At 36.1% G+C, this 25,875-nt stretch carries 18 protein-coding genes and 4 pseudogenes; 16 read left to right on the top strand and 6 right to left on the bottom strand.

Annotation, left to right across the window (positions count from 1 at the left end; all coding sequences use genetic code 11):
- The first annotated feature begins 92 nt into the window (after window positions 1-92).
- Complete coding sequence (locus ABWU69_RS03445) at window positions 93-1,292, top strand: multidrug effflux MFS transporter (RefSeq protein ID WP_265035561.1); 1,200 nt, start codon at window positions 93-95, stop codon at window positions 1,290-1,292.
- On the opposite strand, the pseudogene ABWU69_RS03440 reads toward ABWU69_RS03445, so the two are convergent.
- Window positions 1,289-1,843, bottom strand: a pseudogene (locus tag ABWU69_RS03440) (integrase core domain-containing protein); the annotation flags it as partial. The gene ABWU69_RS03445 and the pseudogene ABWU69_RS03440 overlap by 4 nt on opposite strands.
- A gap of 22 nt (window positions 1,844-1,865) precedes the next feature.
- Window positions 1,866-2,652: pseudogene (locus ABWU69_RS03435) on the bottom strand (IS5 family transposase).
- A 417-nt stretch (window positions 2,653-3,069) separates the two neighbouring features.
- On the opposite strand from ABWU69_RS03435, the gene ABWU69_RS03430 reads away from it, so the two are divergent.
- The 5 genes from ABWU69_RS03430 to guaA all read left to right on the top strand — a co-directional run bounded on the left by ABWU69_RS03430 (window position 3,070) and on the right by guaA (window position 8,584).
- Entirely contained in the window at window positions 3,070-3,936 is an 867-nt protein-coding gene (locus ABWU69_RS03430; protein WP_265035560.1) for an ankyrin repeat domain-containing protein, read from the top strand.
- A 116-nt stretch (window positions 3,937-4,052) separates the two neighbouring features.
- A complete protein-coding gene (locus ABWU69_RS03425) occupies window positions 4,053-5,285 on the top strand; it encodes a hypothetical protein (RefSeq protein WP_353285393.1) in 1,233 nt (410 codons plus the stop codon).
- A gap of 211 nt (window positions 5,286-5,496) precedes the next feature.
- Window positions 5,497-6,423, top strand: coding sequence for a ribose-phosphate diphosphokinase (locus ABWU69_RS03420; RefSeq protein ID WP_265035558.1), 927 nt, complete (start codon window positions 5,497-5,499; stop codon window positions 6,421-6,423).
- Window positions 6,413-6,766, top strand: coding sequence for an Asp-tRNA(Asn)/Glu-tRNA(Gln) amidotransferase subunit GatC (gene gatC / locus ABWU69_RS03415; protein WP_265025593.1), 354 nt, complete (start codon window positions 6,413-6,415; stop codon window positions 6,764-6,766). Before ABWU69_RS03420 ends, gatC begins: the two co-directional genes overlap by 11 nt.
- A 255-nt stretch (window positions 6,767-7,021) precedes the next feature.
- Complete coding sequence (gene guaA, locus ABWU69_RS03410; protein WP_353285392.1) at window positions 7,022-8,584, top strand: glutamine-hydrolyzing GMP synthase; 1,563 nt, start codon at window positions 7,022-7,024, stop codon at window positions 8,582-8,584.
- A gap of 257 nt (window positions 8,585-8,841) precedes the next feature.
- On the opposite strand, the gene ABWU69_RS03405 is transcribed toward guaA, so the two are convergent.
- On the bottom strand, window positions 8,842-9,567 hold the full coding sequence (locus tag ABWU69_RS03405) for a TerC family protein (RefSeq protein ID WP_265025597.1): 726 nt from the start codon (window positions 9,565-9,567) through the stop codon (window positions 8,842-8,844).
- Between the two features lie 245 nt (window positions 9,568-9,812).
- Here ABWU69_RS03405 and ABWU69_RS03400 point away from each other — a divergent pair, with 245 nt between their 5' ends.
- The 9 genes and pseudogenes from ABWU69_RS03400 (at window position 9,813) to ABWU69_RS03360 (ending at window position 20,570) form a co-directional block, all read left to right on the top strand.
- Window positions 9,813-10,970 carry a Fic family protein gene (locus ABWU69_RS03400; RefSeq protein ID WP_265025598.1) on the top strand — a complete coding sequence of 386 codons (1,158 nt, stop codon included), beginning with the start codon at window positions 9,813-9,815 and terminating at the stop codon, window positions 10,968-10,970.
- 185 nt (window positions 10,971-11,155) lie between these two features.
- A complete protein-coding gene (locus ABWU69_RS03395; protein ID WP_265035553.1) occupies window positions 11,156-11,983 on the top strand; it encodes an ankyrin repeat domain-containing protein in 828 nt (275 codons plus the stop codon).
- 233 nt (window positions 11,984-12,216) lie between these two features.
- Window positions 12,217-12,369, top strand: a complete 153-nt coding sequence (locus ABWU69_RS03390) for a hypothetical protein (protein ID WP_265035551.1) — start codon at window positions 12,217-12,219, stop codon at window positions 12,367-12,369.
- Between the two features lie 465 nt (window positions 12,370-12,834).
- Window positions 12,835-15,345, top strand: coding sequence for a DNA mismatch repair protein MutS (gene mutS, locus ABWU69_RS03385; protein ID WP_265035547.1), 2,511 nt, complete (start codon window positions 12,835-12,837; stop codon window positions 15,343-15,345).
- A gap of 363 nt (window positions 15,346-15,708) precedes the next feature.
- The gene (locus ABWU69_RS03380) at window positions 15,709-15,837 is read left to right on the top strand and encodes a hypothetical protein (protein WP_353284966.1); all 129 of its coding nucleotides are present in this window, start codon (window positions 15,709-15,711) and stop codon (window positions 15,835-15,837) included.
- Between the two features lie 120 nt (window positions 15,838-15,957).
- Window positions 15,958-17,208 carry a group II intron reverse transcriptase/maturase gene (gene ltrA / locus ABWU69_RS03375; protein ID WP_353284965.1) on the top strand — a complete coding sequence of 417 codons (1,251 nt, stop codon included), beginning with the start codon at window positions 15,958-15,960 and terminating at the stop codon, window positions 17,206-17,208.
- A gap of 557 nt (window positions 17,209-17,765) precedes the next feature.
- Window positions 17,766-19,559: a reverse transcriptase/maturase family protein gene (locus ABWU69_RS03370; RefSeq protein WP_265034303.1), complete on the top strand. Its 1,794-nt coding sequence runs from the start codon at window positions 17,766-17,768 to the stop codon at window positions 19,557-19,559.
- A 168-nt stretch (window positions 19,560-19,727) separates the two neighbouring features.
- Window positions 19,728-19,922: pseudogene (locus ABWU69_RS03365) on the top strand (PD-(D/E)XK nuclease family transposase); the annotation flags it as partial.
- 402 nt (window positions 19,923-20,324) lie between these two features.
- Complete coding sequence (locus tag ABWU69_RS03360) at window positions 20,325-20,570, top strand: hypothetical protein (RefSeq protein WP_353285391.1); 246 nt, start codon at window positions 20,325-20,327, stop codon at window positions 20,568-20,570.
- Here the strand turns inward: ABWU69_RS03360 and ABWU69_RS03355 are convergent.
- Window positions 20,530-21,351: pseudogene (locus ABWU69_RS03355) on the bottom strand (IS982 family transposase). The gene ABWU69_RS03360 and the pseudogene ABWU69_RS03355 overlap by 41 nt on opposite strands.
- A gap of 207 nt (window positions 21,352-21,558) precedes the next feature.
- Here ABWU69_RS03355 and ABWU69_RS03350 point away from each other — a divergent pair.
- Window positions 21,559-23,814 (top strand): hypothetical protein, encoded by a 2,256-nt coding sequence (locus ABWU69_RS03350; protein ID WP_353285390.1) that lies wholly within the window; start codon window positions 21,559-21,561, stop codon window positions 23,812-23,814.
- Between the two features lie 270 nt (window positions 23,815-24,084).
- On the opposite strand, the gene ABWU69_RS03345 is transcribed toward ABWU69_RS03350, so the two are convergent.
- Window positions 24,085-24,306, bottom strand: coding sequence for a hypothetical protein (locus ABWU69_RS03345; protein WP_265035521.1), 222 nt, complete (start codon window positions 24,304-24,306; stop codon window positions 24,085-24,087).
- 734 nt (window positions 24,307-25,040) lie between these two features.
- A complete protein-coding gene (locus ABWU69_RS03340) occupies window positions 25,041-25,814 on the bottom strand; it encodes a hypothetical protein (protein ID WP_265035523.1) in 774 nt (257 codons plus the stop codon).
- Between the last annotated feature and the right edge of the window lie 61 nt (window positions 25,815-25,875).

Raw genomic sequence — 25,875 nt, 5'->3', positions numbered from 1 at the left:
GGTAATTTAGACGGACTGTTGAAAAAGTAAGAAAATGTTCTTCTTTTAACGCTTTAAATGTGATATTTTTATTCATTAATTAAAAATTTCAAATGTTACTACCATTTCTGTTAATCCTGTCTCTAATTGCCAAGTTCATTGAAATTGATATTTCCGTGCCTAGCTTTCCGGATATAGTGCGCTATTTTAACGTATCGGAAGGAACAATTCAATTAACTATTGCTTATAATTTTTTAGGCTTTTGCATAGGAGGGTTGTTTTTCGGTCCATTGTCTGAATGCTATGGCAGAAGGAGAATTATGATCATAGGTAACACTTTGTTATTAATCGGTGCTGTTGGTTGCGTTTTTGCACCTTCGGTTTTTTGGCTTTTTATCTCTCGCTTTGTTCAGGGCATTGGTGTTAGCACATCTGTAGTTGTGTTTGCAATTGTTGCAGACAGTTATCAGGGTGACAAAGCAATAAAATTTATTGGAATCATGAATTCTGTTCTAACAGTTGTCATGGCAATTGCACCTATTTTAGGAAGCTTTATTAACGAAGCTGTAGGGTGGCGTGGTAATTATGCAACTGTTGCAGTAATTTGTTTGATCTCTTGGATTTTACTACTTTTAGCGTTACCAGAAACAAAAAAGGACCGCGATATTTTCAGTTTGAAAAAAACGGTGAAAGATTACGGAAAATTATTATCGAGTTCAAAATTCGTTGCATTGTCTTTAATACCAAGTCTCTTTACTTCTGCATATATGTCATTCATTACTTGTGGGCCATTTCTATACATGGAAACTTTTGGATTACCAAGCAAAGTTTATGCACTACATCAAGGTTTGATTGTAGGTTCCTTTTCTCTAACCAGCTTATTTTCCGGTAAAATCCTACAAAAATTTGGAGCAAGATGGTGTGTAATTTCTGGTACGAGCGTAGGTGCTATTGGGTCTCTATTGCTTGTAATATTCAGTGTAATCATGCCCCATTCTTCCTACTTAGTAACACTGTCTATGATTATTTTTTCTATCGGTTGTGCAATGTGCCAGCCAGTGGTTTTGAACGCATCAATAAATGTTTTCCCTGAAATTAAAGGTACGGCTTCTTCTGCACTCTCGGTCATTAGAGCTTTTATCATGGCTATTTTTATCGGCTTAACAAGCTACGTTTACAATGGTCAAGCAATTAGTGTAGCTGTTCTTGTTCTATCCGCGATAGTACTAGAACTTGTTTTTACTGCATATTTATTACTAACTACACCCTTAAGATCTGGTATGATTAATAATTTTGTAAAAGACAAGAATTAACTGACAGAAGAATTAAAACTAATATCATGCTCTTGTTTAATGCTACTAATATTTTTCTGAAAAGCAATATGTTTACTATCCAAAAACGTTTGCATAGGCATAGCAATATTTGCCTGAGTGAGGCCTTGTCTCATTGTAAGAACGCAACCAGTGATCAACATCAATCTGTCAAAGAATTGTAGATTTTTTTTCTAAAGATAATATTGTAACACTCATCTTGCATAGTTCTGTGAAACCTTTCACATATGTCACTAGTTTGTAGAGAGTTGGCTTTGGTTCTAGAATGATCAACGTTTTCTATTCCCAAATATAGCTGATAAGCGTGATTTTCGGGCTTGCCACAATACTCCGTACCCCTATCAGTTAGAATGCGTAATAATGGAATTTTCTGCTCATCCAAAAATGGAATAACTCTACCGTTGAGAAGATCTGCAAGCTGTAATAGCTGTTCTACCCGTGTAAAGTTTAACCATTGCAACTCTGGAATAAGTATCAACAAAAGTCTGCTGATCTATACCTTTGATATTGCCCACATAATAGGTATCCTGAGAGCTTGTCCGGAAACTGGTAAACTCAAGCATATTCCCTCCTTAACATAACCCTACTCATAGCCAGGTGTATGAAATTTTCAGTGGATGTTGTAAATATTCCTTTGATAGCCTTCTATTCCTCAAGCAAAAGTCCTTTCTACAACCCATCTTCTTGACTGTACTTTAAACCCCTGTTCCCTCATTGGTAGTAGTTCAGGTGGTGTGTCTTTGTGTACCCAAAACCTACATGGAGGCCTTTTAACAATTTCAATGTCTATTCCGTACTCTTTTTCTATGTACTCCTTTAAATTTCTTCCTTGATACCCCATATCAGACCACATTTTCTTAACGTTAGTATATTTTTTCCTCATATTATCCAATGCTACCATCTCTGTCATTTTCACTAGCAGCACCCACATAACAGCCTAATATAAAACCCTGAGATTATGTGCCTTTTTCTACCTTTTACTTTTTTACTCCCATCATAACCTTTGACCCCCCTTTTTCTGTCGTTTTTACAGATTACTATGCAAGCACTTGGCTCCTCGTTTCTTCCCATTTTTGACCTACTATATTTAGTGATATCGTAGTTCATTTTTTCGAAAATTCCTTGCTTTTTCCACCTCCTAAATTGTTCATATACTGTATTCCATGGCGTGCGGTAAATAGCGCCATTGACATCCTGTACGTAGTACATAAAAAATTGCTGATAATACTTATCTTTTGCTATGTTTTAGCGGCCTTCCTCCTTTCTTGTATGATACTCTAAAGTGTTTCTCTATTAGCGACCACTCTCTTTCACTAAGATCTGTAGGATACTTTTTTCTCATTTCTAACCCCATTTTTAAAACTCATATACTATACTTTTTTTCGTTTGCGGATAAGCTCTAACCAACTCAGTATCCAATCTGGATCCAAGTAGTCAGCTACTCGGATGACACCTTTTTGGATGGAAACCAGTGTCAGCTACTTGGATGACAGGAGAATGATGTCATTCCAGTGCTTGGCACTTGAATCCAGCTTCTATGCAACCTCATCAAAAACATTCATTTAGTATAAGATCAGCTAGGGTCATACCGCCGCGGCGCTAACAAGCAGCAGAATGACGGGTTTGCTGTTTACAAAATTGTCGATAAACATAAATTTCTCTAACTGCGGTTAAAATCTTAATTATTATTAATATTGTATTAATAAAAACTTAATAATAATCCTTAATAATATATGAACTAACATGTTCGCAATTTCGTATGACAGAGGAAACAAAAGATGGATATGCTTCCTTATATGTTGCAATTCAGGAAGGTAATATTGAAGCTGCAGAACTACTAATAAAGTGTGGCACAAACGTCAATGATCATTATGAACGCAATCGTACGCCACTGCATATTGCCATCGGACGCAAACAATTAGAAATAGCAAAATTGCTAATAAAAAATGGAGCAAACGTTAATGCAAAAACTCAAAATCACGGTAAAGATGATCTAACACCAATGCACTTTGCAGTGTTTGCAGATACGCCAGAATTTATAGAATTACTAGCTAGCCATGGTGCGCTGATTAATGAAAGAGAAAGCACCGAAGGGTATACTCCTCTTCACTTTGCTGCTTTGTATGGTAATAAAAATATAATACAAGCCTTAATTGATAAGGGGCAAAATATCGAAGATGTGGACAATAATGGGCGAACAGCTCTGTTTTTAGCTGCTAGGCAGTGCACTGAAGCAGAAGATGATAGCAGAATAGAAATTATCAAGTATTTGATAGACAAGCTCAAAGCAGATGTAACAAAAAAAGACAATAATAACAATACAGTACTTTTTCCTGCTGCCAATAATTGCTCTGGAGAAGTAGTGAAACTCGTTATTGAACAGTATATAAAAAGCTTTGAGCTAGAAAATTTTATCAACCACAAAAATAATGATGGAATGGATGCTTTAGATATTGCGCTGAATAGTGGAAACGAGAAAGCTATTGAAGTATTAAGATCATATGGAGCAGGTATCGAGAATAAGGTAGATGTTAGCACTCAAAAAATTACTGCAGAAAAACCAAGTAGTACCCTAGACAGAGCAGAAAGTGCAGAGGTAGCATCTCCAATTAAGCAAAGAGTATAAAGCTTTTTATAAAGCGATCAGTAAATCACAGAGAGCTATAGTAGTTCACAAATTTTTTATTGATATAATTTTAATATTCTAATATATTAGATCGAGTGCTTTAGAGGAAATATAATATGTTAGCAGGTGCAGATAATAATCAACAGCAAAATAGAGCAAACACTATAATAGAGAGAGTACGAAACGCTTATAACAATACTGGTAGAATCAAAAAATTCATTAACATACTTTTACTGATAAGCACAATTCCTCCACTTTTTCTTCTTATACAGTTCTTTTTGTATTCATGGTTAGTAGATTATTTTTTAAAACCAAAAGAAAATGAAACAAGATTATTGGCCTGGCCAAAAAATATCATTAGGGGAATATTAAAGGTTGTTTTAACCATATGCATTATTATTTCCTGTATACTTTTAGTGCTGCCTATGTTGTTCTTAAGTTTGCTAAACCAAGCACTCATTGGAGAAATACAGCAGATTTTTAATTTTATACAAGAAGTTCCAGAAGAAGAAAGGCAGTTTCTCATGCACGATTTAGTTAATGTTCTTCCTTTTGTTGCACAAACTACTCACGATCCAAGTGCAGTTTCTAGTATAAATTTAAGTGTTGATAGACTCATAGAAAAATATAAGGAGAACCTAAGTAAGGAGGAGTTTTATACACAGCTAAGTAGAGGAAATACAACTGATGTTGAAGAGTACATTAAACAGTCAAATGAATTTACAGAAGACGAAAAATCTCATGCACTTAAATGCTTGGAGTTTATTAATAAAACAACAGAAGATAGTTTTGAAGATAGTTATAGCAAATTAACACTAAAACAAACAGCTGTTTTGTGTTGGAAAGCTTGCAACGATAGAAACACAGGAACGATAGACCAAAAAATTCCTTTAAGTGATGAGGACATAAAAAACAGAAAGGATATGTTTATTAAAGGTCTTATAGATGCAGCAACAACTTATGGTAATCACGGTCAAAGTTGTGCTGGTGGAACATATAATAAAATGGTTGAGTCTTTATCTGGCTTGCATCCATCGGTAGTTATTACACTAAATAAACAGGAAGTTGGTGGAATGATAAAAGAAACGATTACTCAAAAATTTCCTGAAATGGCCAGGGAAAACCTCAGTAATTTTTCTGAAGAAGAACAAGAAAAAGTCCGAAATGAATTACCAAAGGTCTCACCTGAAACAGTAATGTATATCATAGCTACACGCTTAGCTCTTGAGAAAAAGTGTCAGGGGTTTAGCAGTGAACTAGGTAATGATAAAAAGGAGGAAATACTAGAAGAATGTATGAGTAATTTATCCTATGTTGAACTGAAGAATCAAAACGAAGTGGTAAGGTAAATTATATTTCATTAAAGTCATTTATCTTGAAACATAAGCAGGATTTTGTGTAATTGTTTCAATTTAGACCTATTTATTGAAATAATGCGTGAAAATGACAGGTCATTGTACAAGAGGTACCTAATTCGCCGACAAGAATGCTAGATAAAGAAACTTACATTTCAATTATTTCATAATTTCTGTATAATCTTAAAAACTCAATTAGTGCGTTATGAAGATAATAATAGGTAATGCTAGTAAGGAATTAGGGGAATCAGTAGTTAACCGGCTAGATGTTCAACCATCCTCTGCTTGGATATCAAAGTTTACCGATGGCGAGGTAAATGTAGAAGTAGCAAATGATCTATATAATCAAGAAGTATATATAGTACAATCTCTTTCTCCCCCTGTGAATGATAACCTTATGGAGCTTCTGCTTATAATTGATGCAGTAAATAGATTAGGAGCCAAAAGAATAGTAGTAATTATTCCTTATTATGGATATAGCAGGCAAGATAGAGTTATCAAGAACAATAATATGCAATCTGCTTTAAGTGCCAAATTAGTTGCAAATCTTATTCAAACTGCAGGTGCAAGTAGTGTTGCAGTTATTGATTTGCACTCAAGTCAAATTGAAGGATTCTTTGATGTACCGATAACTAATTTGAACTGCTTTGAAGCATTTGTTGACTGTATATACACGGAAAATTTGGCAATTGTTGCACCTGATGTTGGAGCAATTGGCAGAGCACGTGCTTTTGCAAAGACTTTAGAGGAAAAGTGCAAGATAGGGTTAAGTGATAAGATTATTGTAGTAGATAAACATAGGGAGAAAGCAGGCACATCTCAAGTAATGAACATAATAGGAGAAGTTGCGAATAAAAATTGTGTCATTGTTGATGATATAGTTGACTCTGGTGGAACATTGTGTAATGCAGCTCTTGCTTTAAAAGGCCGTGGAGCAAAGTCCGTAATTTCATGCATCACACATGGCGTGCTTTCAGGAAGTGCAGTTGAGAGAATTTCCTCCTCTTCTCTAGATAAATTAGTGATTACGGATACCATACTTCACAAACTTGAAAAAACTGGTAAAATAGAAGTTGTTTCGGTCGTAAATATTTTAACTCACTTCATCCAAGGAGGTAAAGATGCCAACTAGATCAACAGAAGATGTTATTACTTCACTAATAGAATTTGCAAATAAGAGAAAAATAACAATTACCAAAGAAGAAATGCTTAAAATTGCACAGCTTGTAAGGATTAAGTTATCAAATGATGAGATTGATCACTACTCCAAAGAACTGACAATGCTGGATTGGATACATGATACTTTATTGCAAGTTAATACTGAAGGTGTTTCTCCTATGCATTATGGCAGTATAGACAAGGACATTCATGTACGCGATGATGTTATAAATTCTCAAAACATTAAAGAAGAGATATTGTCCAATACAAAACCTGAGCATGGGTATTTCGTAGTGCCAAAGGTTATAAACGATTAAGGTATAGCTAACCCAAGAAAGGTTTCCCTACGTCATACCGCAATTCATTCGCGGTATAGATTCCGCTAACGAGTAGCGGAATGACGAATTTATTGTTTTTCAAATTGTAGGTAAACCTAAGCCACTTTAGCTATAAAAAGTAGATCATAGCTAACGTTTAAGCCACACATTAAAGCTTTTAAGAGGTCTTAGTTTACTTACTCCATTATTTTCTTTATTATCAGATATCACTTTTAAATAATATGGAGGAGTAAGTTGTCAGCAATTGCCATTATTGATTTTGGTTCACAGTTTACACAGCTTATCGCAAGACAAGTAAGAGGCATGGGCGTTTATTGTGAAATATTTCCAAGCAACGTCAGTTTTGAAACAATATCAAAATTCAATGGGTTTATTCTCTCTGGAGGACCGCAATCTGTAAATGATGATTGTTCTGAAACAAGTAGAGTAGTACATGAAATTATAAAACTCAATGAGGCAACAAACGTTCCTATACTTGGAATATGCTATGGACAGCAACTCATTTGTCATTATTTTGGAGCAAAAGTAAAAGAGAGTTTCAAACAGGAGTTTGGCAGAACTAAGATCAAGGTACTAAAAGAATCTCCCATTATAAAGGATACGTGGGATGTTAATTCTGAAGTGGATGTATTAATGAATCATGCAGACAGTGTTGATACTATACCACAGGGATTTACTGTTATCGCATCAGGTGTGATAAATCAAACAATTGCAATGATTGTCAACGAACAGCGGAAGATTTACTGTACTCAATTCCATCCTGAAGTGAGGCCCACAACAAATGGCAGTAAATTGCTCTCTAACTTCTTGGATATTGCAAATTGCGAAAGAGAATGGACAATGAAGTCGTTTATTGAGGAGCAGAAGGAAAAAATCAAAAATGTAGTAGGAGAGAAAAAAGTAATCGCTGCAGTAAGTGGTGGGGTTGATTCAAGTGTTGCAGCGGCTCTCACACATAAAGCTATAGGAAAACAATTGAACTGTATTTTTATCGATACTGGGTTGTTACGCAAGAACCAGACCATTACTATGTTGAAAGAGATTCCGATAAACTATGTTGATAAATCAAATTTATTTTTGAGTAGGTTGAAGGGAATAACTGATCCAGAAGAAAAGCGAAAAATTATCGGTAACACTTTTATTGAAGTGTTTGAAGAAGAAGCAAAAAAAATAGGTGATGTGGATTTTTTGATGCAAGGTACCATCTACTCTGATGTAGTTGAGTCAGGGCATGCCTCAGACAACACTAGTACAATTAAGTCTCACCATAATGTTGGTGGGTTGCCAGAAAAGATGAACCTGAAGCTAGTGGAGCCTTTACGTTACCTCTTTAAAGATGAGGTAAGGCTACTTGGAAAGGAAATTGGGCTTTCAGATGAGATAATATTTCAACATCCATTTCCTGGACCCGGACTTGCAGTGAGGATTATAAGTGAAGTCGATGAAGAAAAGGTGCGAATATTGCAAGAAGTAGATGAAATATATATTAATACGATGAAAAATTACGATCTATACGATAAGATATGGCAAGCTTTTGCTGTATTATTACCAATAAAAACTGTAGGCGTCATGGGAGATGGTCGTACGTACGGATATGTTTGTGCTTTGAGGGCTGTAACATCATCTGATGGTATGACAGCCGATGCATTTCCATTTGAAGATAAGGATCAACACTTGTTAGTATTTTGGGATTTTTTACGCAATGTCGGCAGTATCATTGTTAATAATGTTCCCGGAGTGAATAGAGTTGTTTATGATATAACTTCCAAGCCACCAGCAACTATTGAGTGGGAGTAAATCAAAAAGATCCCGCTGCTTGTTAGCGGCTAAGAGATACCTCATCATCCCGCTACTTGTTAGCGGGATCTAGAGATACCGTGGCGGTGTAGTAATTCGTCATTCCCCTACGTGCTAGCGGATGAGATACCGCGAATGAATCGCGGTATGACGGTGTAGATGACGGTTAAGTAATTCGTCATCCCGCTACGTGTTAGCGGGATCTATGTGAGATACCGCGGCAGTATGACGTAGGACTGCTGTCATCCCGCTGCGTGTTAGCGGCTGAGATACCGCGAATGAATCGCGGTATGACGGTTAATTTTCTTTATTTTGCTTATAACTTCCACAAGCAGTGCAAACATAAATGAAGAATACAAATATTCTTTTGGTAATTCTACATGAAATCCATGAAGTATGAGGTACACACCGACAAGTAAAATAAATAAGATAGCAATTACTTTTAAGCCTGGGTTAGATTTGATTAACTGGGCGGTATAACTTGATAAAAACAGCATTGCTAGCATGGAAAATGTAAATGCTGTAGCAATTATTACCATGTTATAAGTTAATGCTATAGCAGTTAATATCGAATCAACTGAAAAAACTAAATCTATTAATATAATTTGTAGCACAACTAAAAAAAATTTTGATTTAACGTTTGCTTTCTTTTTATTTTTCTTACATACAAAGATGTCATCCCATAACTCCATAGAGCTTTTAACAATAAGGAATAATCCCCCTGCGATCATAAGTAAATCCCTTGCTGAAATATTTAGCGATGCAGTGTGAAATATGGGTTTTTGCATTGACAATATAGATGATGTAAAAAATAGTATTACAAAACGCATTAATAGTGCTAATCCAAGGCCCATAAGGCGCACTCTTTCTCTCAGCGCATTTGGTACCTTATCTATTGCTAGAGAAATAAAAATTAAATTGTCTACACTAAGTATAGTTTCAAGTAGTGTAAGTGTCAGTAAAGTCCAAGCATCAGCTAGCATTTTTGTCCCAAATTCGGCTCCTCTTACTCTACAATAGATGTGTAAAAATTAAGTGACTTCACTCAGAAGTTTTATAGCAGCTCTCCAGAAAAACAGGATGACTGAAGCAAACGTAATATAAAGTTCAGCAGCTTCTTCTATTTTCGTTTTTGAGCAAAATCAATAATAAGAGAGTTTCTTATTTTCATTTTTGACTTTATTTGAAAATAATATATACTATAAAAATAGTGTGCTAGGTTGAATGAATGTATATTAAAGGATCACCATCAGGCAAAGTATTCGCTGGTTATCAGGCATTTATACCTAACCCCTTGCCACCAAAATTTGAATGGGACAATGATTTAGTTAATAGTCTTTCCAGAGCAGATCATATTTTGGGTATGTTATCCAGGGAAGGAGCTAAATTGCCTAACCCTCATCTTCTCATACGACCCTTTATAACACGTGAAGCAGTTCTTTCAAGTAGAATCGAGGGAACTCAAGCAACTCTTGGTGAAATTTTGGCTCAAGAAGCAGGTGCTAACGTAGATCGCAATCCCGATGATTTACAAGAAGTACGCAATTATATATCAGCGCTCGATTATGGACTAAAACGTTTACAATCTTTTCCACTGTCGCTTCAGTTGGTTAAAGAAATTCACGGAAAACTTATGCAAGGTGTAAGAGGTTCTCACGCAATTCCAGGAGAATTTCGCCGAGTGCAAAATTGGATTGGAAGCTCAGGATGTACAATAGACACAGCAAAATATGTGCCACCAATGCCAGGTGAATTGATGGGTTGCTTGGACTCTTTTGAAAAGTTTCTACATGATAGAACATTACCCCCACTTATACATATAGCTCTATGTCATTATCAATTTGAAGCGATTCACCCATTCTTGGACGGCAATGGACGTATTGGACGTTTATTAATAACATTACTTCTGATCGAAAGAAAATTATTACCATTACCTCTGTTATACTTAAGTGCATTTTTTGAAGCTACAAAAAGTGAGTATTATGACCAACTTTACAATATAAGCAACAGAGGCACGTGGCATGATTGGTTCTCTTATTTCTTAAATGGTGTAGTACTGCAATCATTGGATGCATTGTCAAGAGCAGAACGAATTAACATTTTGATTGCAAATTGGCAAACTGAAGTTAGTTCTAAAACTGAGGGAGTTGCGAGTGGTATTGTAAGGTATCTCGCTGTAAACCCTTACTTTACTATAAGGAAAGTGGTTGAAAACTTAGGTGTCGTATTTACAACAGCCCAAAGAGCAATCGTAAAGCTTGAAGATTTAGGCATCGTTTCACAAACTTCTCAAGGAAAGAGAGATCGGGTTTATTGTGCAACTGATATTTTGAATATTCTAGAAGAACCAACTAAGATTACAGAGAACTTCGATAGCACATTATAGCTATTATGATGAATAAATTCAGCAAACAGCAAGCTTAAAGAGTCTGATCCAATGGACATGCTGAACAAAAAGTAAGGAGCTCCTTTTGGAGAATTATATTAACTTATTAATCAATTGCTTGACTTTTAGCAGGATTTATTATATTATTTATTAATGAGTAATGCAATCAAATCAAGGAGGATAGCATGACTGGTGACGATAACAGAAAAGCTTTACAATCGATAATTACTAGCGAAAATAACAGTATAAGTAGAATTGAGAAGTTAAGAGATTTTCTTGGAAAAGAAAAAGAAATAACTATTAATAAAGACACATTTGCATGTGCTTTACGCTGCCCACAAACTACAAAGGAAGCGATAGTACACGAAATTCTGCTTCATTTTATACAAAATCCTGGCGAGCAATCACTAGAACAAGTAATACAATACTTAGATGGAGCAATACAATCTAGGATATATGCAAAAAACAACCCAACAAGAAATCTAGATGAGGAACTTCGTACTCATATAAACTTTAAAGATGAAAAGGGAAATACATTACTACATCATGCAGTTATAGGTAATAAAACTGAAGAAATAACCACCCTTCTTGTTGCATATAGTGCAAATCCTTTGATACAAAACGCGGATAATAAAATTCCTTTAGATTTAGCTCAAGGAAAAACAAAAGAAGTGCTTATTAAAAGTATGAAAAAACAAGCTAATACGAAAAAAGAAAGCGCTATGATAGGCAGTTTGGTGCCTGGCATAATGATTGGTGGTTTTCTTGGTGTTGTACTTGGAGCTGGTGTATGTGTTGCAGTAAATCTTTCTGGTGGTATGATACTAGGTGTAATGATAGCACCTGTTCTTGTTGCTAGTATAGCTGTTGGGCTGGCCATGTATTTTTTGAGTCAAGACTATGAACAGGCTAAAGCGATAGAAAAAACTATTAGCACTGTTAGCTCTGAAATATCCGTTGGTGATGCAACTGCCGCAAATGATAAAGAAGGGCCACAACCTACATATAGCTGACCCAAGTATACCGCGATTCATTCTACAACTGTACGAACATTGTCTAGCAGGAGGGTGTCATCCCAGCGCCCCATAAGTGTTGAAAGTGCAATCACACAAGGTGATTAATGGTATGTAAATCTCCTCTTGATATCAACCTTCGTTGTTGGGAAAGCAGATAAACCACGTCGAAAATTCGCTTAAACCTTCTAACCACAGGCAAAAAGGCGCTTTTTTAATTTATTTTATTACCATTGAAATTTATGCCGTTAACCACCTTATATAATGCCACTTATAGCACTTTCAACACTTATGCCCAGCGCCCCTATGATGTCATCCCAGTGCTTGACACTGGGATCCAGAAAAGTTTGCTTGTTCACAAGCAAACTAGCATGGAAAGTAGCTGATCTTACACTAAATGAATGTTTTTGATGAGGTTGCATAGAAGCTGGATTCCAGTGTCAAGCACTGGAATGACACCATTTGCTGTGCAATTTACCTTCAAAAATGAATGTTCGTACAGCTATGGATTCATTCGCGGTATAGATTCCGCTAACTAGTAGCGGAATGACGGTTTTTCAAATTGTCGGTAAATCTAAGTCAGCTTAGCTATAGAAAAAGCTATAGTATTTTTCAAACTAAATAATAAACCTTGTAATTAGGATACTCTGGATTCCAGCGTCACGCGCTGGAATGACAACTGATACTCCTACTCTTTATGTCATCCAAGTAGCTAACACCGTGATCCAGGAAATTTAATTGTTTTAAATTTTCCCCTCTATACACCTATTTAAAATTTATGTTATTCACATGTGCAATATAATCTATAATAACATTGAATTTATTACCAATACAATATATTAAAAAATATTATGAGCTTTGTGAAAGAAAGAAACACTCCTGTGATGGAGCAATATTTGAACCTGAAAGCTCAATACAAGGATCATCTGCTATTTTATAGGCTAGGAGATTTTTATGAGTTGTTTTTCGATGATGCTATTAAAGCTGCGAAATTGCTGAATATAGTGCTCACTAAGAGAGGTAATTCGTGTGGGCAAGAAATACCAATGTGTGGAGTGCCAGCACACAGTAGCGAATCTTACCTACACAAGCTAATAGATTTAGGATTCAAAGTAGCAATCTGTGACCAATTAGAAACTGCTGATGAAGCAAAAAAGAGGGGCTATAAATCCATAGTAAAACGTGATGTAGTGCGAGTTGTAACTCCAGGTACAATTATAGAAGATTCACTATTAGAGGATAAAAGCAATAATTATCTCGCGTCCATAGTTGAACAAAATGACGAATATGCTATTAGTTGGCTTGAATTATCAACGGGAAAATTTTTTCACACTTTAACGAGTTTGAAAGCTCTAGATAGTGATTTGTTGCGTATATCACCAAGAGAATTATTAATTTCTGAAAAATTCACTGAGGACGAAAAAATTAGATCGGTTTTAAAAAATTATAAAATATCAATTACGCAACACGCACAGAGCTTTTTTGAGTATAGTAAATCTCACAGAACATTATGCGAGTTTTATAAAATCAGGGAACTTGGGAGTATAGGAAATTTCAGCAAAGTAGAAATCATGGCGTGTGGTGCACTACTTGAATATGTCAGAGTAACACAAAGGGGCTCTATTCCAAGGCTTGAATTCCCAAAAACCTATAAGCAACAAAATTTCATGCTTATTGATGCTTCAGCAAGGAGAAATCTTGAGTTGTTTTCAACTCAATTTGGTGAAAAGAAAGGTTCACTAATTTCAGTTATTGATCACACAGTTACAGCCTCTGGTGGACGCCTGTTAAAACAAATGCTTGCTTCACCACTTGCTTGCTCCAAGGCAATCAATTTGAGGCTCAGCACCGCTCAATTTTTTGTAAATAATCATGAGCCACGCAGAAAAATACGAGAAATATTATCTAACATTCCAGATATTGAGAGGTCTTTATCGCGCTTAATACTAGGGCGTGGTTCACCAAAGGATATGAACCTATTAAAAATAGGCCTCGGAAAAACTTTAGAGTTGTCTGAGTTTCTGTCTACCTTGCATAATTATTGTTTAAGTGAAAAACCAGCAATTAACTCTCAGATGTCATTCCAGTGCTTGACCAGAGAAAAGGAACCAGTGTCTACTACTCAGGTGATAAGTAGTGACGAGAGTGAACTAAACACAATACATAAAAGCCTTGGCAATCATAAAGATCTATTTGAACTGCTAAATAGTGCTATACTTGATAATAACCTCAGTTCCATGAAAGAAGGAGGGTTTATTCACTCAAAATACAACTCAGAATTATCTGAGTTATCCTACATATTAAATAACAGTAACAAGTTGATAACCAAACTCCGTGAATCTTATCGCAACCTAACTGGCATTGCCGCACTCAAAATATTACACAACAACATACTCGGTTATTACGTTGAAGTGTCGGCAAATCACAAAATAACTTTGGATATATTTATTCATAGGCAAAGCTTAGCAAATAGCATGCGCTACACTACTAATGAATTGAAAGAACTAGAAAATAAAATTCTTACGGCACGTGATGCTGCAATCGGCTTAGAAATGAAAATTTTTAGTGAACTGTGTAGTGAAGTCGCTAAAGAATCTGAAAAAATTGCTCTTGCTGCAAATGCTTTGGCAAAACTTGATATTAGAACCGCGTTTGCAGAGCTTGCAGTGCAAAATAATTACGTAAAACCCATTATTGATGACAGCAAAGAGTTCAATATCTGTAGCGGAAGACATCCAGTGGTTGAAATTAACGATAAATTCATTGCAAATAGCATCAATTTAGCTGGTATACATCTAATTACTGGTCCTAATATGGCTGGAAAAAGCACTTTCTTGAGGCAAAACGCTCTCATTGCAGTTTTAGCTCACATGGGGTCATTTGTGCCAGCAGAGAGTGCGCATATTGGAGTGATTGACAAGATATTCAGCAGGGTTGGTGCAACAGATAATATAACAGCTGGTTATTCTACCTTCATGGTAGAGATGATCGAAACAGCAACGATAGTAAATCAGGCAACGGACCGTTCCTTGGTGATACTTGATGAAATTGGTAGGGGCACAGGGGTGTATGATGGATTATCTATTGCACAGGCGGTGATTGAACATATTCACAATGTAAATAAGTGCCGCGCCATTTTTGCAACTCATTATCATGAATTAACTAAAGTAAGCAAATACTTGAAGAACGTGAAATGTTTTTGTGTAAAAATAAGAGAGTGGAACGGAGAGGTTATCTTTCTACATGAAGTAATTGAAGGCATTGCAGATGAGTCATATGGAATACATGTGGCAAAACTTGCTGGTTTTCCTGATTCTGTTTTAAATAGAGCAAGTGAGGTGTTTGAGGAGCTAAAGGCTTGAGAGGAAATTCTTACATAACTATTGTTTAAGTGAAGAGTTGCCCACACAGTCCACCATATGTGTCAAATTAAGCTCAAAATTGTAAGCTTAAAATATGGTTGAATAATTGTGTGTATAATTATTAATCTTTTCTCAGTATTTTTACTATGGCTCTTTCTAAATTTCTTGATCCCAAGAATGATGGTGTGCTGCAGTAACAAACAAAGTAATGTTTGTGAGAAGCTTTATTGAAGATGAAGGAAGGTCCTTCGAAATCGGTTTTCAGGAGCAGCCACCTTAAGTGGCTCTATTTAAGAGATAGGGTCATAAGCGTTAAGGAAAAATCAGCATATAAGCTGGAAGGTGTGGATCAGAAAGACGAACGTGAGTGAACCACTGATGAACGTGTCGAAAAGGGAAGTGAACATCGAAAGGGGGAGTGAGTCGTTAGGAACCAGTCGATTTGATGCAAAGCGAGATAAGCAAGAGGCTAATCCTCAAGTTTTAGAGTAGCGATACAAATCACTGGGGCGGATTAACTCGTAGTAGTGAAGAAGTGGTTGTAATGACCATGGAGCGAAGGGGTTAAGCTAGTCGACTTTAGTAAATCATTCAACTTGTAGGAGGATGAAAGTGATTGAACGAACAAAGCCTTTTGACATACCAAAATCTCTAGTGTTTTTGGCTTATAAAAGAGTTAAAGAAAACAGAGGAGGAGCAGGTATTGATGATCTAACAATTGAAAAGTTTGATCAAGACTTAAGCAAGAACCTTTACAAGCTATGGAATAGGCTATCATCTGGTAGTTATTTTCCACCCGCAGTGAAGGCTTGTGATATAACTAAGACAGATGGAGGGACAAGGACACTTGGAATACCAACTGTCTCCGATCGTATAGCACAGGAAGTTGTAAGAAGTGTTTTAGAACCAGAGCTTGAGAAGGTATTTGATGAAGATTCATATGGTTATAGGCCAAATAAATCGGCATTAGATGCCATAGGACAAACCAGGAAGCGATGCTTCGACCAAAATTGGTTAATAGAGTTTGATATCAAGGGAATGTTTGATAACATAGACCACAATCTACTGATGAAAGCAGTCAGAAAACACACTGCAAACAAATGGGTTCTCTTATACATACAAAGATGGCTAGATGCAGATATACAGCTTGAAGATGGAACAAAGATAAAGCGTCTCAGCGGAGTACCGCAGGGAGGTGTAGTGAGTCCTATCTTAAGCAACCTATTTATGCACTATAGTTTTGATGTATGGATGAGGAGAGAATATCCAAGTATAAAGTGGGCAAGATATGCTGATGATGGTGTTATACATTGTGTAAGCAAGAACCAAGCACAACTAATTTTGAGTCAACTTGAACAGAGACTGAAGATTTGTAAATTGGAAATAAAACATACAAAGACCAAAATTATCTATTGTCAAGATGGAAAGCGGAAGGAGAATCATGAGAATGTATCATTCACATTCCTTGGGTACGAATTTCGAAAAAGACTTGTACGAAATAGAAAAGATGGTAGTTTATTTGTAAGTTTTACTCCGACTGTAAGTAAAGAAAGTTTGAAAAAGATGAGAAAAGAAATTAGAGGCTGGAAATTTGCTAGAAGAACAAACTTGGAAATAGAAGATATATCACGAATATGTAATCCAATTCTAAGGGGTTGGTTTAACTATTACGGGAAGTATCACATAACTGCGCTAGAGGACATAATAAGAATGTTTAATAGAAAACTCAGGAAGTGGTTTCAGACAAAGTATAAGAAGCTGAGTGGGCATAAAACCAAAGCAGCTAAGTTACTAGAAAGAATCGCAAAGAGTAGACCAAATCTTTTTGTACACTGGAAATTAAGTATAGGACTAGGGCAATGATTAGTGGGAGCTTTATGAGATGCGAGTGTGCGCCGTGGTACGCATTAAGAAATACTTAGCGGAGCTAAGCGGGGTTCAGAATAAATGGCCTCGAGGTGAACAACTAACTTTAACCCGAAAGGGAAGGAGGACAAGAGCATGTATGTAAAGCGAGAGTTATCTGAAGATGTATAAGATAACGGCTTGCAACACCTGATCAATATGGTTAAAGCTAAACTGCTTGAATTCTAATCTTCAGGGGTGGGACTTCACATCCATGGGTATCGCATTTAAAACCCCATGTCTACGGTAAGCACAGATTAAACTTTCGTTTGTGTGACATTCTGGCTGTAGAACGATAAGTAGTGAACTTATTTAAGAGGATGAATGGAAAACCTAAGTTGATCTAGAACAGTTCTTAGTGACGGAACATGGGATGACCTAAGGAACGCGAGTTCTATGGTTACGGAGTCATCGTAGTAGTCGTGAAAGTAACGAATCACCGGGGAGTGTGGGAAAGCCACATACAGGGCAAAGGGTGACAGATAATTGAATGTTGAAATTGGGAGGTACGCAAGATGCGGAAAGCTGAAACAATACTTAACATTATACGTGAACGTGGACAAAGAAATTTGCCGGTTAAAAACGTATATCGCCTACTTTATCAGAGTGATCTTTACCTTCGAGCGTATGGCAAACTTTGTCGTAATAAAGGTGCTATGACAGAAGGTGTGACAACTGAAACAGTTGATGGTATGTCTTTGGAGAAAATCGATAAAATCATAGAGGATTTACGCTATGAGCGATATCGGTGGACACCAGTAAAACGTATCTATATTTTAAAGAAGAGTGGTAAACGCAGGCCGTTAGGGTTGCCAACATGGTCAAATAAGTTACTTCAAGAAGTAATCCGATTAATATTGGAAGCCTACTATGAGCCTAAATTTAGTGAATGTTCACATGGATTTCGACCAAAGCGTGGATGCCACACTGCATTAAGAGCAGTAATGCAAAAAGGCAGAGGTACAAAATGGTTTATAGAGGGAGATCTCAGTGCATGTTATGACTCAATTGATCATACTATGTTGTTGAAAATACTGAGTGAAAGCTTCCAAGATAACCGTTTTATTCAGCTAATCAATCGACTGCTAAAAGCAGGATATATGGAAAATTGGAAGTACAATAAGAGTCATAGTGGGGTACCACAAGGTTCTATTATTGGTCCAATTCTGAGTAACATATTACTCGATCGGTTAGATAAACATGTGGAGCATATACTAATACCAGCAAATAACCGAGGTAAGCGAAGAAGGACAAATCCAAAATATTTAAGGTTAACCATGCAAGTATCGATGATGAGAAAACAAGGGAACTGGGATCAAGCAAAACAACTGCGTCAATTAGTGCAGGGTATGCCATCTAAGGATTCTTGCGATCTAAATTATCGACGTCTTTGGTATGTTAGGTATGCTGATGATTTTCTGGTAGGGTTTGCAGGACCAAAGAATGAAGCTGAACAAATTAAGAATGAGATTGCTGGGTTTCTCAATGAGGAGCTCAAACTTATGCTTAATGAAGATAAAACGTTTATTACACATGCGTGTGATAGCAAAGCCAATTTTTTGGGTTATGAAATACATGTTTTGCATGCAGATGACAAACATGATCATCGGACACAACGATGTATTAACGGTAGTATTGGGTTACGTGTACCACATCATATAAAGCAGAAAAAGTGTTCTGAATATATGCGTTGTGGTAAACCGATACATTTACCTCAACGTACAATTGATACAGCTTACAGTATTGTTGCTCAGTATCAAACTGAATATCGAGGAATTGTACAATACTATAAAATGGCCTACAACCTTCACACACTAAGTTATCTGAAATATGTGATGGAAGTATCATTAGTAAAGACTTTAGCATCTAAATACAAAACAACTTGCAGGAAAATTTATAGAAAATTTGGTGCGACGATTGAAAACGATGAAGGTGAAAAACGAAAAGTCATCCAAATCAGAGTAGATCGTTTACCATCAAAGATACCATTAATTACACACTTTGGTGCTGTGTCGCTAAAATGGAATAAATGGGTAAGCATAAGTGATAACCTTATACCAATATGGAATAAGCGTAGTGAAATAGAGCAAAGACTATTGGCACAAACTTGTGAATTATGTAAATCACAAGAGCAGATTGAAGTACATCACGTACGTAAACTTGCTGATTTGCTAGGTAAACGTAATACTGAACTACCGGAATGGAAAAAGAGAATGATTGAACGACAGAGGAAAACTCTTGTTGTTTGTCATGAATGCCATAAGAAAATCCAATATGGAAAATATGATGGTGACTCCTTAAAACGTTAGATTATTGGAGAGCCACGTGATACGGAAACGATCATGCGTGGTTCGGAGAGGGGTTGTTGGAAAAGTACTTAACAAGTAACTCGCTGGCTGCCCACTCTACCTCACGTAGGGTTCTGCGAGGGGCCAGGAAGGAAGTTTTCCTGGTCTACTCTCCTTGCGTTCCGGCGTATCTTTGGCACTGAAAAAAATAAAGACATCCTCATTCACTTTCTCAATGATATTTTGGGGTTCACTGGCAAAGATGAAATAAAAGAAATAGAATTCCTCAGCACTATTCAAGATGCTGAAATTGCCTCTAAAAAACAAAGTATCGTTGATGTACTCTGCAGGGATGAAAATGGGGTGCAAGTAATAGTCGAAATGGTGCGACCTGAAAGTCTTCGGTCATATTGTTTAAAAGGAGAGGAATTCATTCAGAAAGAAACTGAAAGGATTTTAAAACTTATTGAACCAGATGTTTTGCCATCTGAGTCTACGCATCAGTGCGAATCGGGCAACCGATTGGTGCCGAGCGATGCGGACAATGAACCTCCTCTTGAAAAAGAAGATGCTAAATCGTGAGAATAGCATAAACTACAAGCATCATGTGGTTGGAGGGCTAGGCTAAGTGGTATGGTGAACGTAAGTAAAGCTTCATAAGTATCGTAAAGATTAAAGAGCTAAAGATGCTGATAAGCTCTGACCAAAAGGTAATGTGGATAAGTTGCATTCTTCATTTCTGGATGTACGCAAATCACCGGTATAGAGAAGCCACCTAACCCACTGTTGTATGACAGAAGGAACAGGGTAAGCCTGTATTTTCGCCTATATGGCAAGCAAACCGCAAGGAATGCTGATGGTAGTGTAGGTAAAGGAAAATGGAGAAAGCGAATGCCGTTTTGTAATGAAATGGATAGAATTTGTAACATTAATTCGTGTGAAAACGAGCAGACTTCAAACCCCAGTTGCGGATTAGCCAACGAAGTAAAGCTTAGAAATGCAGCGGCTGCATGGAATATGAAACAAGCGTAGAAAAAATGTGTACCAAAAAATTTATCGGTGATCTGTGGCGAGTATGCTCAATCTCAAATTTGTTTTTCAGAGAGCCAAAAACTGTCTCAATAATCGATCTTTTTCTTAACAAAATCTTCTCATTTAGCTCCATTAATGAGTTTTTCATACCCTTTTTTATACTGGTTACAAGCTTTAACCCTCTATCGAATAATTCGTGAAAAAGATCTTTTTTGATATATCCTTTATCTCCAAACAATAATCCAGTCAATTTCTGAGTTAAATTTGGCACAGGTATCAACGTTGCCTTTTGTCACCGTAACCCCTTGAATTTTGCCAGTTTCGTTGATTACTAGATGTACCGAAAAACCACCCATAGGTAGTCTTTCCAATCTTTGCCAACCCTTTGAAAACTTTGTTTCTCGAGGTCCTTTTTGGATGGCAAACAGCGATAGATGTTGCATCTATGTACGAAATCCCTGTCACTTTTGACTGTTCGCAAAACCATTGCATTAAGAGCGCTAAATACCATAAAACCCGCGATTTTAGCCTAATAAACCTACTATAGGATGGCAATTTTGGAAACGCTGTTTCGTATAATAATTTCAAATAATGCACATAGAAAATTTTAAAATTGTCGCACTTGATATAGCAATATTATGGTAAAAATCTCTGAATGCGTAATCTCTGGCGTCCTGGTTGGTTTTTTGCCACTTGGTAGAAGTTTTTCTGCAAAATTTTTGTCAACTGAATTGCAAAAATCGTCGATCAGGCAAAATAATTCTGTTATATTTTTATTCATGGGTAACCTCTCTATTTTGTGAATAATTTACGGAGGTTACCCTATTTTCCTGGCTTTTTCACTGCTTTCTAATTCGCAACTGGGGTTTGTAAGGTGATCTACTGAAATTTTACTTTATAAAACAGTGTTTTAACTATGCAATTAATACATTATCAACACAACTGATTCATAAAAGCAAATATTATAACCACGAAGAGAGGAAATGTTATGTTTAGTGCAATAAGAAAGATCTTGAGAAAAAAAACGACTTATCAGGTAAATGATTCGAAATTGAAAGAGAAAGATGAAAAAAGTATTTTAAAATTAGCATCAAAAATAAAAGGCAAAAAAAGTAGCATTGCTGAAGAACTAGAAAAAATATCTGAAGAGAAAAAACAAAGGATTCTTACTACGGAAGTAAGCAAACATCGGGGCAAAGAATCAACTGTTACACCACTTGCTTATGCTATACTACGTAAAGATAGTATAGCTGTTGAGAAAATGTTAAGAGTAGCTAAAGAAACCGATACTCTGAAAGACATTCTTGACGCAACAACAATTATAAAATGTCCAGATGGTCAGGAAGAAATTTACACACCACTTACTTATACCATATTATGTAAAAATAGCAAAGCTATTGAAGAAATTTTAGAAGTCTCTAAGGAGAACGGTATTCTGAAAGATATTCTTGACGCAACAACAACTATAAAATATCTAGATGGTCAGGAAGAAACTTGCACACCACTTACTTATGCCATATTATATAAAAATAGCAAAGCTATTGAAGAAATTTTAAAAGTCTCTAAAGAAAACGATATTCTGAAAGATATTCTTGACGCAACAACAACTATAAAATATCCAGATAGTCAGGAAGTGACTTACACACTACTTGCTTATGCTATACTACGTGAAAATAGTATAGCTATTGAAGAATTTTTAAAAATCTCTAAAGAAAACGATATTCTGAAAGATATTCTTGACGCAACAACAACTATAAAATATCCAAATGGTCGGAGAGCAGCTGTTACACCACTTGCTTATGCTATATTTTGTGAGAATAGTCAAGCTGTGAAGGATATTTTGCAACAAGCCGAATTGAGCAACCTTTTAAAAGGTGTTCTTAGTGCAAAAATAATTAGTGATGATTCATTAATTTACACACCACTTACTTATGCCATATTATGTAAAAATAGCAAAGCTATTGAAGAAATTTTAAAAGTCTCTAAAGAAAACAATATTCTGAAAGATATTCTTGACGCAACAACAACTATAAAATGTCCAGATGGTCAGGAAAAACCTTGCACACCACTTACTTATGCCATATTATGTAAAAATAGCAAAGCTATTGAAGAAATTTTAAAATCCTCTAAAGAAAACGATATTCTGAAAGATATTCTTGACGCAACAACAACTATAAAATATCCAGATAGCCAGAAAGTGACTTACACACTACTTGCTTATGCTATACTACGTGGAAATAGTATAGCTATTGAAGAAATTTTAAAAGTCTCTAAAGAAAACAATATTCTGAAAGATATTCTTGACGCAACAACAACTATAAAATATCCAAATGGTCGGAGAGTAACTGTTACACCACTTGCTTATGCTATACTACGTAAAGATAGTATAGCTGTTGAGAAAATGTTAAGAGTAGCTAAAGAAAACGGTATTCTGAAAGACATTCTTGACGCAACAACAACTATAAAATATCCAGATGGTCAGGAAAAACCTTGCACACCACTTACTTATGCCATATTATATAAAAATAGCAAGGCTATTGAAGAAATTTTAAAAGTCTCTAAAGAAAACGGTATTCTGAAAGATATTCTTGACGCAACAACAACTATAAAATATCCAAATGGTCGGAGAGCAGCTGTTACACCACTTGCTTATGCTATATTTTGCGAGAATAGTCAAGCTGCAAAGGATATTTTGCAACAAGCCGAATTGAGCAACCTTTTAAAGAGTGTTCTTAGTGTAAAAATAATTAATGATGATTCATTAATTTACACACCACTTACTTATGCTATACTACGTAAAGATAATATAGTTGTTAAGAAAATATTAAGAGTAGCTAAAGAAAACGATATTCTGGAAGACATTCGTAATGCAGCAATAACCATAAAATATCAAGATAGTGAAGAAAAAATCTGCACACCACTTACTTATACAATATCATGTCAAAGCAACGAAGTTGTCAATACAACAAGAGCTATAAATCAAGATGGTCAGGAAAAAACTCACATCCCATTTCCTACCCTTGATAAAAGAGAAACTGAATTAAAATTAAAAGAAAAAAGACAAAAAAGACAAAGTAAAAGAGATGAGGGATTAAATTTTAACAATGGTAGTAGTGACAAAAATGTTGAAATAAAAGTTAATGGGGATATCTTGTTGCAGCATAGTAGTGGAATTGAAAATGAAATAAATCATACTGCTGTACGTAATGATGTAGGGGGGGGTAAAGCCTCTAATAGAAAGTAGAGTAGATGTTAAAGCACAGAATATAGATGCAATAATTGTAACTTCTGTGACACTTGAGTTGATAGCTGGTAAAATAGCATGTGTACTGCCAAAACCCACCACTAAATTGGAAGAAGTAGCTATAACATATTTTCAAGGTTTTACACTATATTTGTGAAACTTAATTTATATGTGCTAAACAAGATGCTGATTAGTTTTATAGCTAACCCAAGAAAGGTTTCCCTACGTCATACCGCCGCGGCGCTAACACGTAGCAACTGTTCTTCCTCGTCATACCGTCACGGTATCTCTAGATCCCGCTAACAAGCAGCGGGATGACGAGCTTATCGTCATGCCACCACGAACCGTCATACCGTCACGGTATCTCTTAGCCGCTAACAAGCAGCGGGATGACGAGCTTATCATCATGCCGCCACGAACCGTCATACCGCCGCGGTATCTCTTAGCCGCTAACACGTAGCGGGATGACGGTTGTCGTTTAGCTATAAACATTAAGAAATTTACCAAACGAAAAAAAAGGCAAAAGAAACCCCGTTGGTGGTTGGCTATTTACTATGTACTAAAATATCGGCGTTTTTTTATTCTAAAACGCTTGATTAAGAGCGATTTAGCTGCTTTTAACTTGCAACTAACCTACACCGCAAGTGTTTAAGAAATTTACTAAGCAGGAAAAAAGGCAAAGAAACCCCGTAGTAGCTAGCATTCAAATTCTCCCTTGTCAATTTGACGTTTTTTGCTGTCTTAAACGCTTTGTAAGCGCGTTTCGGCTTATATAGGTAAAAACCCAGAAATTTTTAAAGACATGCGATGCACGTAGTGCGAAAAATTAAACATGAGACGCCAAATACCCTAAGTTTTTTGTCATTAACCTGCACAGATTGCGAAGATAAATAAATAGCTTCAGTCTCATGATAAGGGGGCTGGCGGAGTTTGTCAAGGAAGTTTTTCGTTTCATCCAATGCGCTGCCAAAAGCTATGCAAAAAGTCTAATGAGTTAACTCCCATATATCCTGAGTAGCTCTTGTGCATTAGCCTTTATTAGAGCTTTTATCATGGCTATTTTTATCGGCTTAACAAGCTACGTTTACAATGGTCAAACAATCAGTGTAGCTATTCTTGTTTTATCCGCGATAGTACTAGAACTTATTTTTACTGTCTACTTATTGTTTTCAAGGTCTGGAGAAGATCTATAATCACCATATAGATTTTCTCATTTTCAGTTATTATTATAATATGCGTTGGCGCTTTGCTGCTGGTTCTATACGTATTTCTTCCAACTTATCTAGTCTATCAAACTTTTCTAACATTGGGAGTTGAAGACTATTTGATGGCTGTTCTCCAGTCACCCAGGAGATCAATTCATCGCATGATTGATCCCCTAACTTTGAAAGTATACCATCCAAATCGACGACGCAATTGCCCGCAAGAGTAGATTTTGGAACGATGCCTCTGGGATTCAACCCATATTGATCAGTTGTCTCCTCTAACGGAGCAGAATTTGGAAGGAAATTTATTGAATTATTTAACGTTGAAGATTCATTATCTAAACTGTCTGTATTGGAGTTTTCGGTTCTTGGCTTGCTTGAACCCTCTTTATTGTTTAAGTAAAATTTCCTTGAGGTAGACCGAATTCTGGCCGATGCCTTGTCTAAATATGCACGATAGCCTTCTTTTTGCCGATAATTTAATTTATTAAATAGAGTTTTATATGAAGCACGTTGAAAACGATAGGTAGCTTTCAATGTACTGAACGCAAAATCTTGATTCTTTTCGAGTAGATCAAAAAATACCTCAACAGCTTGATCTTTTGCCACTACTATCAGTATAAGAGACATAGCGTAATTACGAAGCCCCAGTGTTGCTACGTCAAGGTAGCACTGTTTATGGTAGTTACTGAGGCTATTAAATGTCTCTCTAAATTTGTTTATTCGCCCGCGTCTCGCTGAATCGTTCAATTCTTGAATTACTTCACCGCTTATATCATTAGGACTATTATGCATTTCTTTACTACTATTATTAGTTAGTACATTAATACCATATTAGTATTTATCAAGAAATCAA

Origin of the sequence: Wolbachia endosymbiont (group A) of Beris morrisii, assembly GCF_964028185.1 — a bacterium.
Lineage (GTDB): Bacteria > Pseudomonadota > Alphaproteobacteria > Rickettsiales > Anaplasmataceae > Wolbachia.
This window is presented reverse-complemented; position numbering and strand designations above follow the sequence as displayed.

Coding starts and splice junctions, on each gene's coding strand:
- ABWU69_RS03405 (WP_265025597.1), bottom strand. CDS start 9,567: ATGCTAGCTGATGCTTGGACTTTACTGACACTTACACTACTTGAAACT.
- ABWU69_RS03425 (WP_353285393.1), top strand. CDS start 4,053: ATGTTAGCAGGTGCAGATAATAATCAACAGCAAAATAGAGCAAACACT.
- ABWU69_RS03400 (WP_265025598.1), top strand. CDS start 9,813: ATGTATATTAAAGGATCACCATCAGGCAAAGTATTCGCTGGTTATCAG.
- gatC (WP_265025593.1), top strand. CDS start 6,413: ATGCCAACTAGATCAACAGAAGATGTTATTACTTCACTAATAGAATTT.
- ABWU69_RS03445 (WP_265035561.1), top strand. CDS start 93: ATGTTACTACCATTTCTGTTAATCCTGTCTCTAATTGCCAAGTTCATT.
- ABWU69_RS03395 (WP_265035553.1), top strand. CDS start 11,156: ATGACTGGTGACGATAACAGAAAAGCTTTACAATCGATAATTACTAGC.
- ABWU69_RS03340 (WP_265035523.1), bottom strand. CDS start 25,814: ATGCATAATAGTCCTAATGATATAAGCGGTGAAGTAATTCAAGAATTG.
- mutS (WP_265035547.1), top strand. CDS start 12,835: ATGAGCTTTGTGAAAGAAAGAAACACTCCTGTGATGGAGCAATATTTG.
- ABWU69_RS03350 (WP_353285390.1), top strand. CDS start 21,559: ATGTTTAGTGCAATAAGAAAGATCTTGAGAAAAAAAACGACTTATCAG.
- ABWU69_RS03430 (WP_265035560.1), top strand. CDS start 3,070: ATGACAGAGGAAACAAAAGATGGATATGCTTCCTTATATGTTGCAATT.
- ABWU69_RS03370 (WP_265034303.1), top strand. CDS start 17,766: ATGCGGAAAGCTGAAACAATACTTAACATTATACGTGAACGTGGACAA.
- ABWU69_RS03345 (WP_265035521.1), bottom strand. CDS start 24,306: ATGTTTATAGCTAAACGACAACCGTCATCCCGCTACGTGTTAGCGGCT.
- ABWU69_RS03420 (WP_265035558.1), top strand. CDS start 5,497: ATGAAGATAATAATAGGTAATGCTAGTAAGGAATTAGGGGAATCAGTA.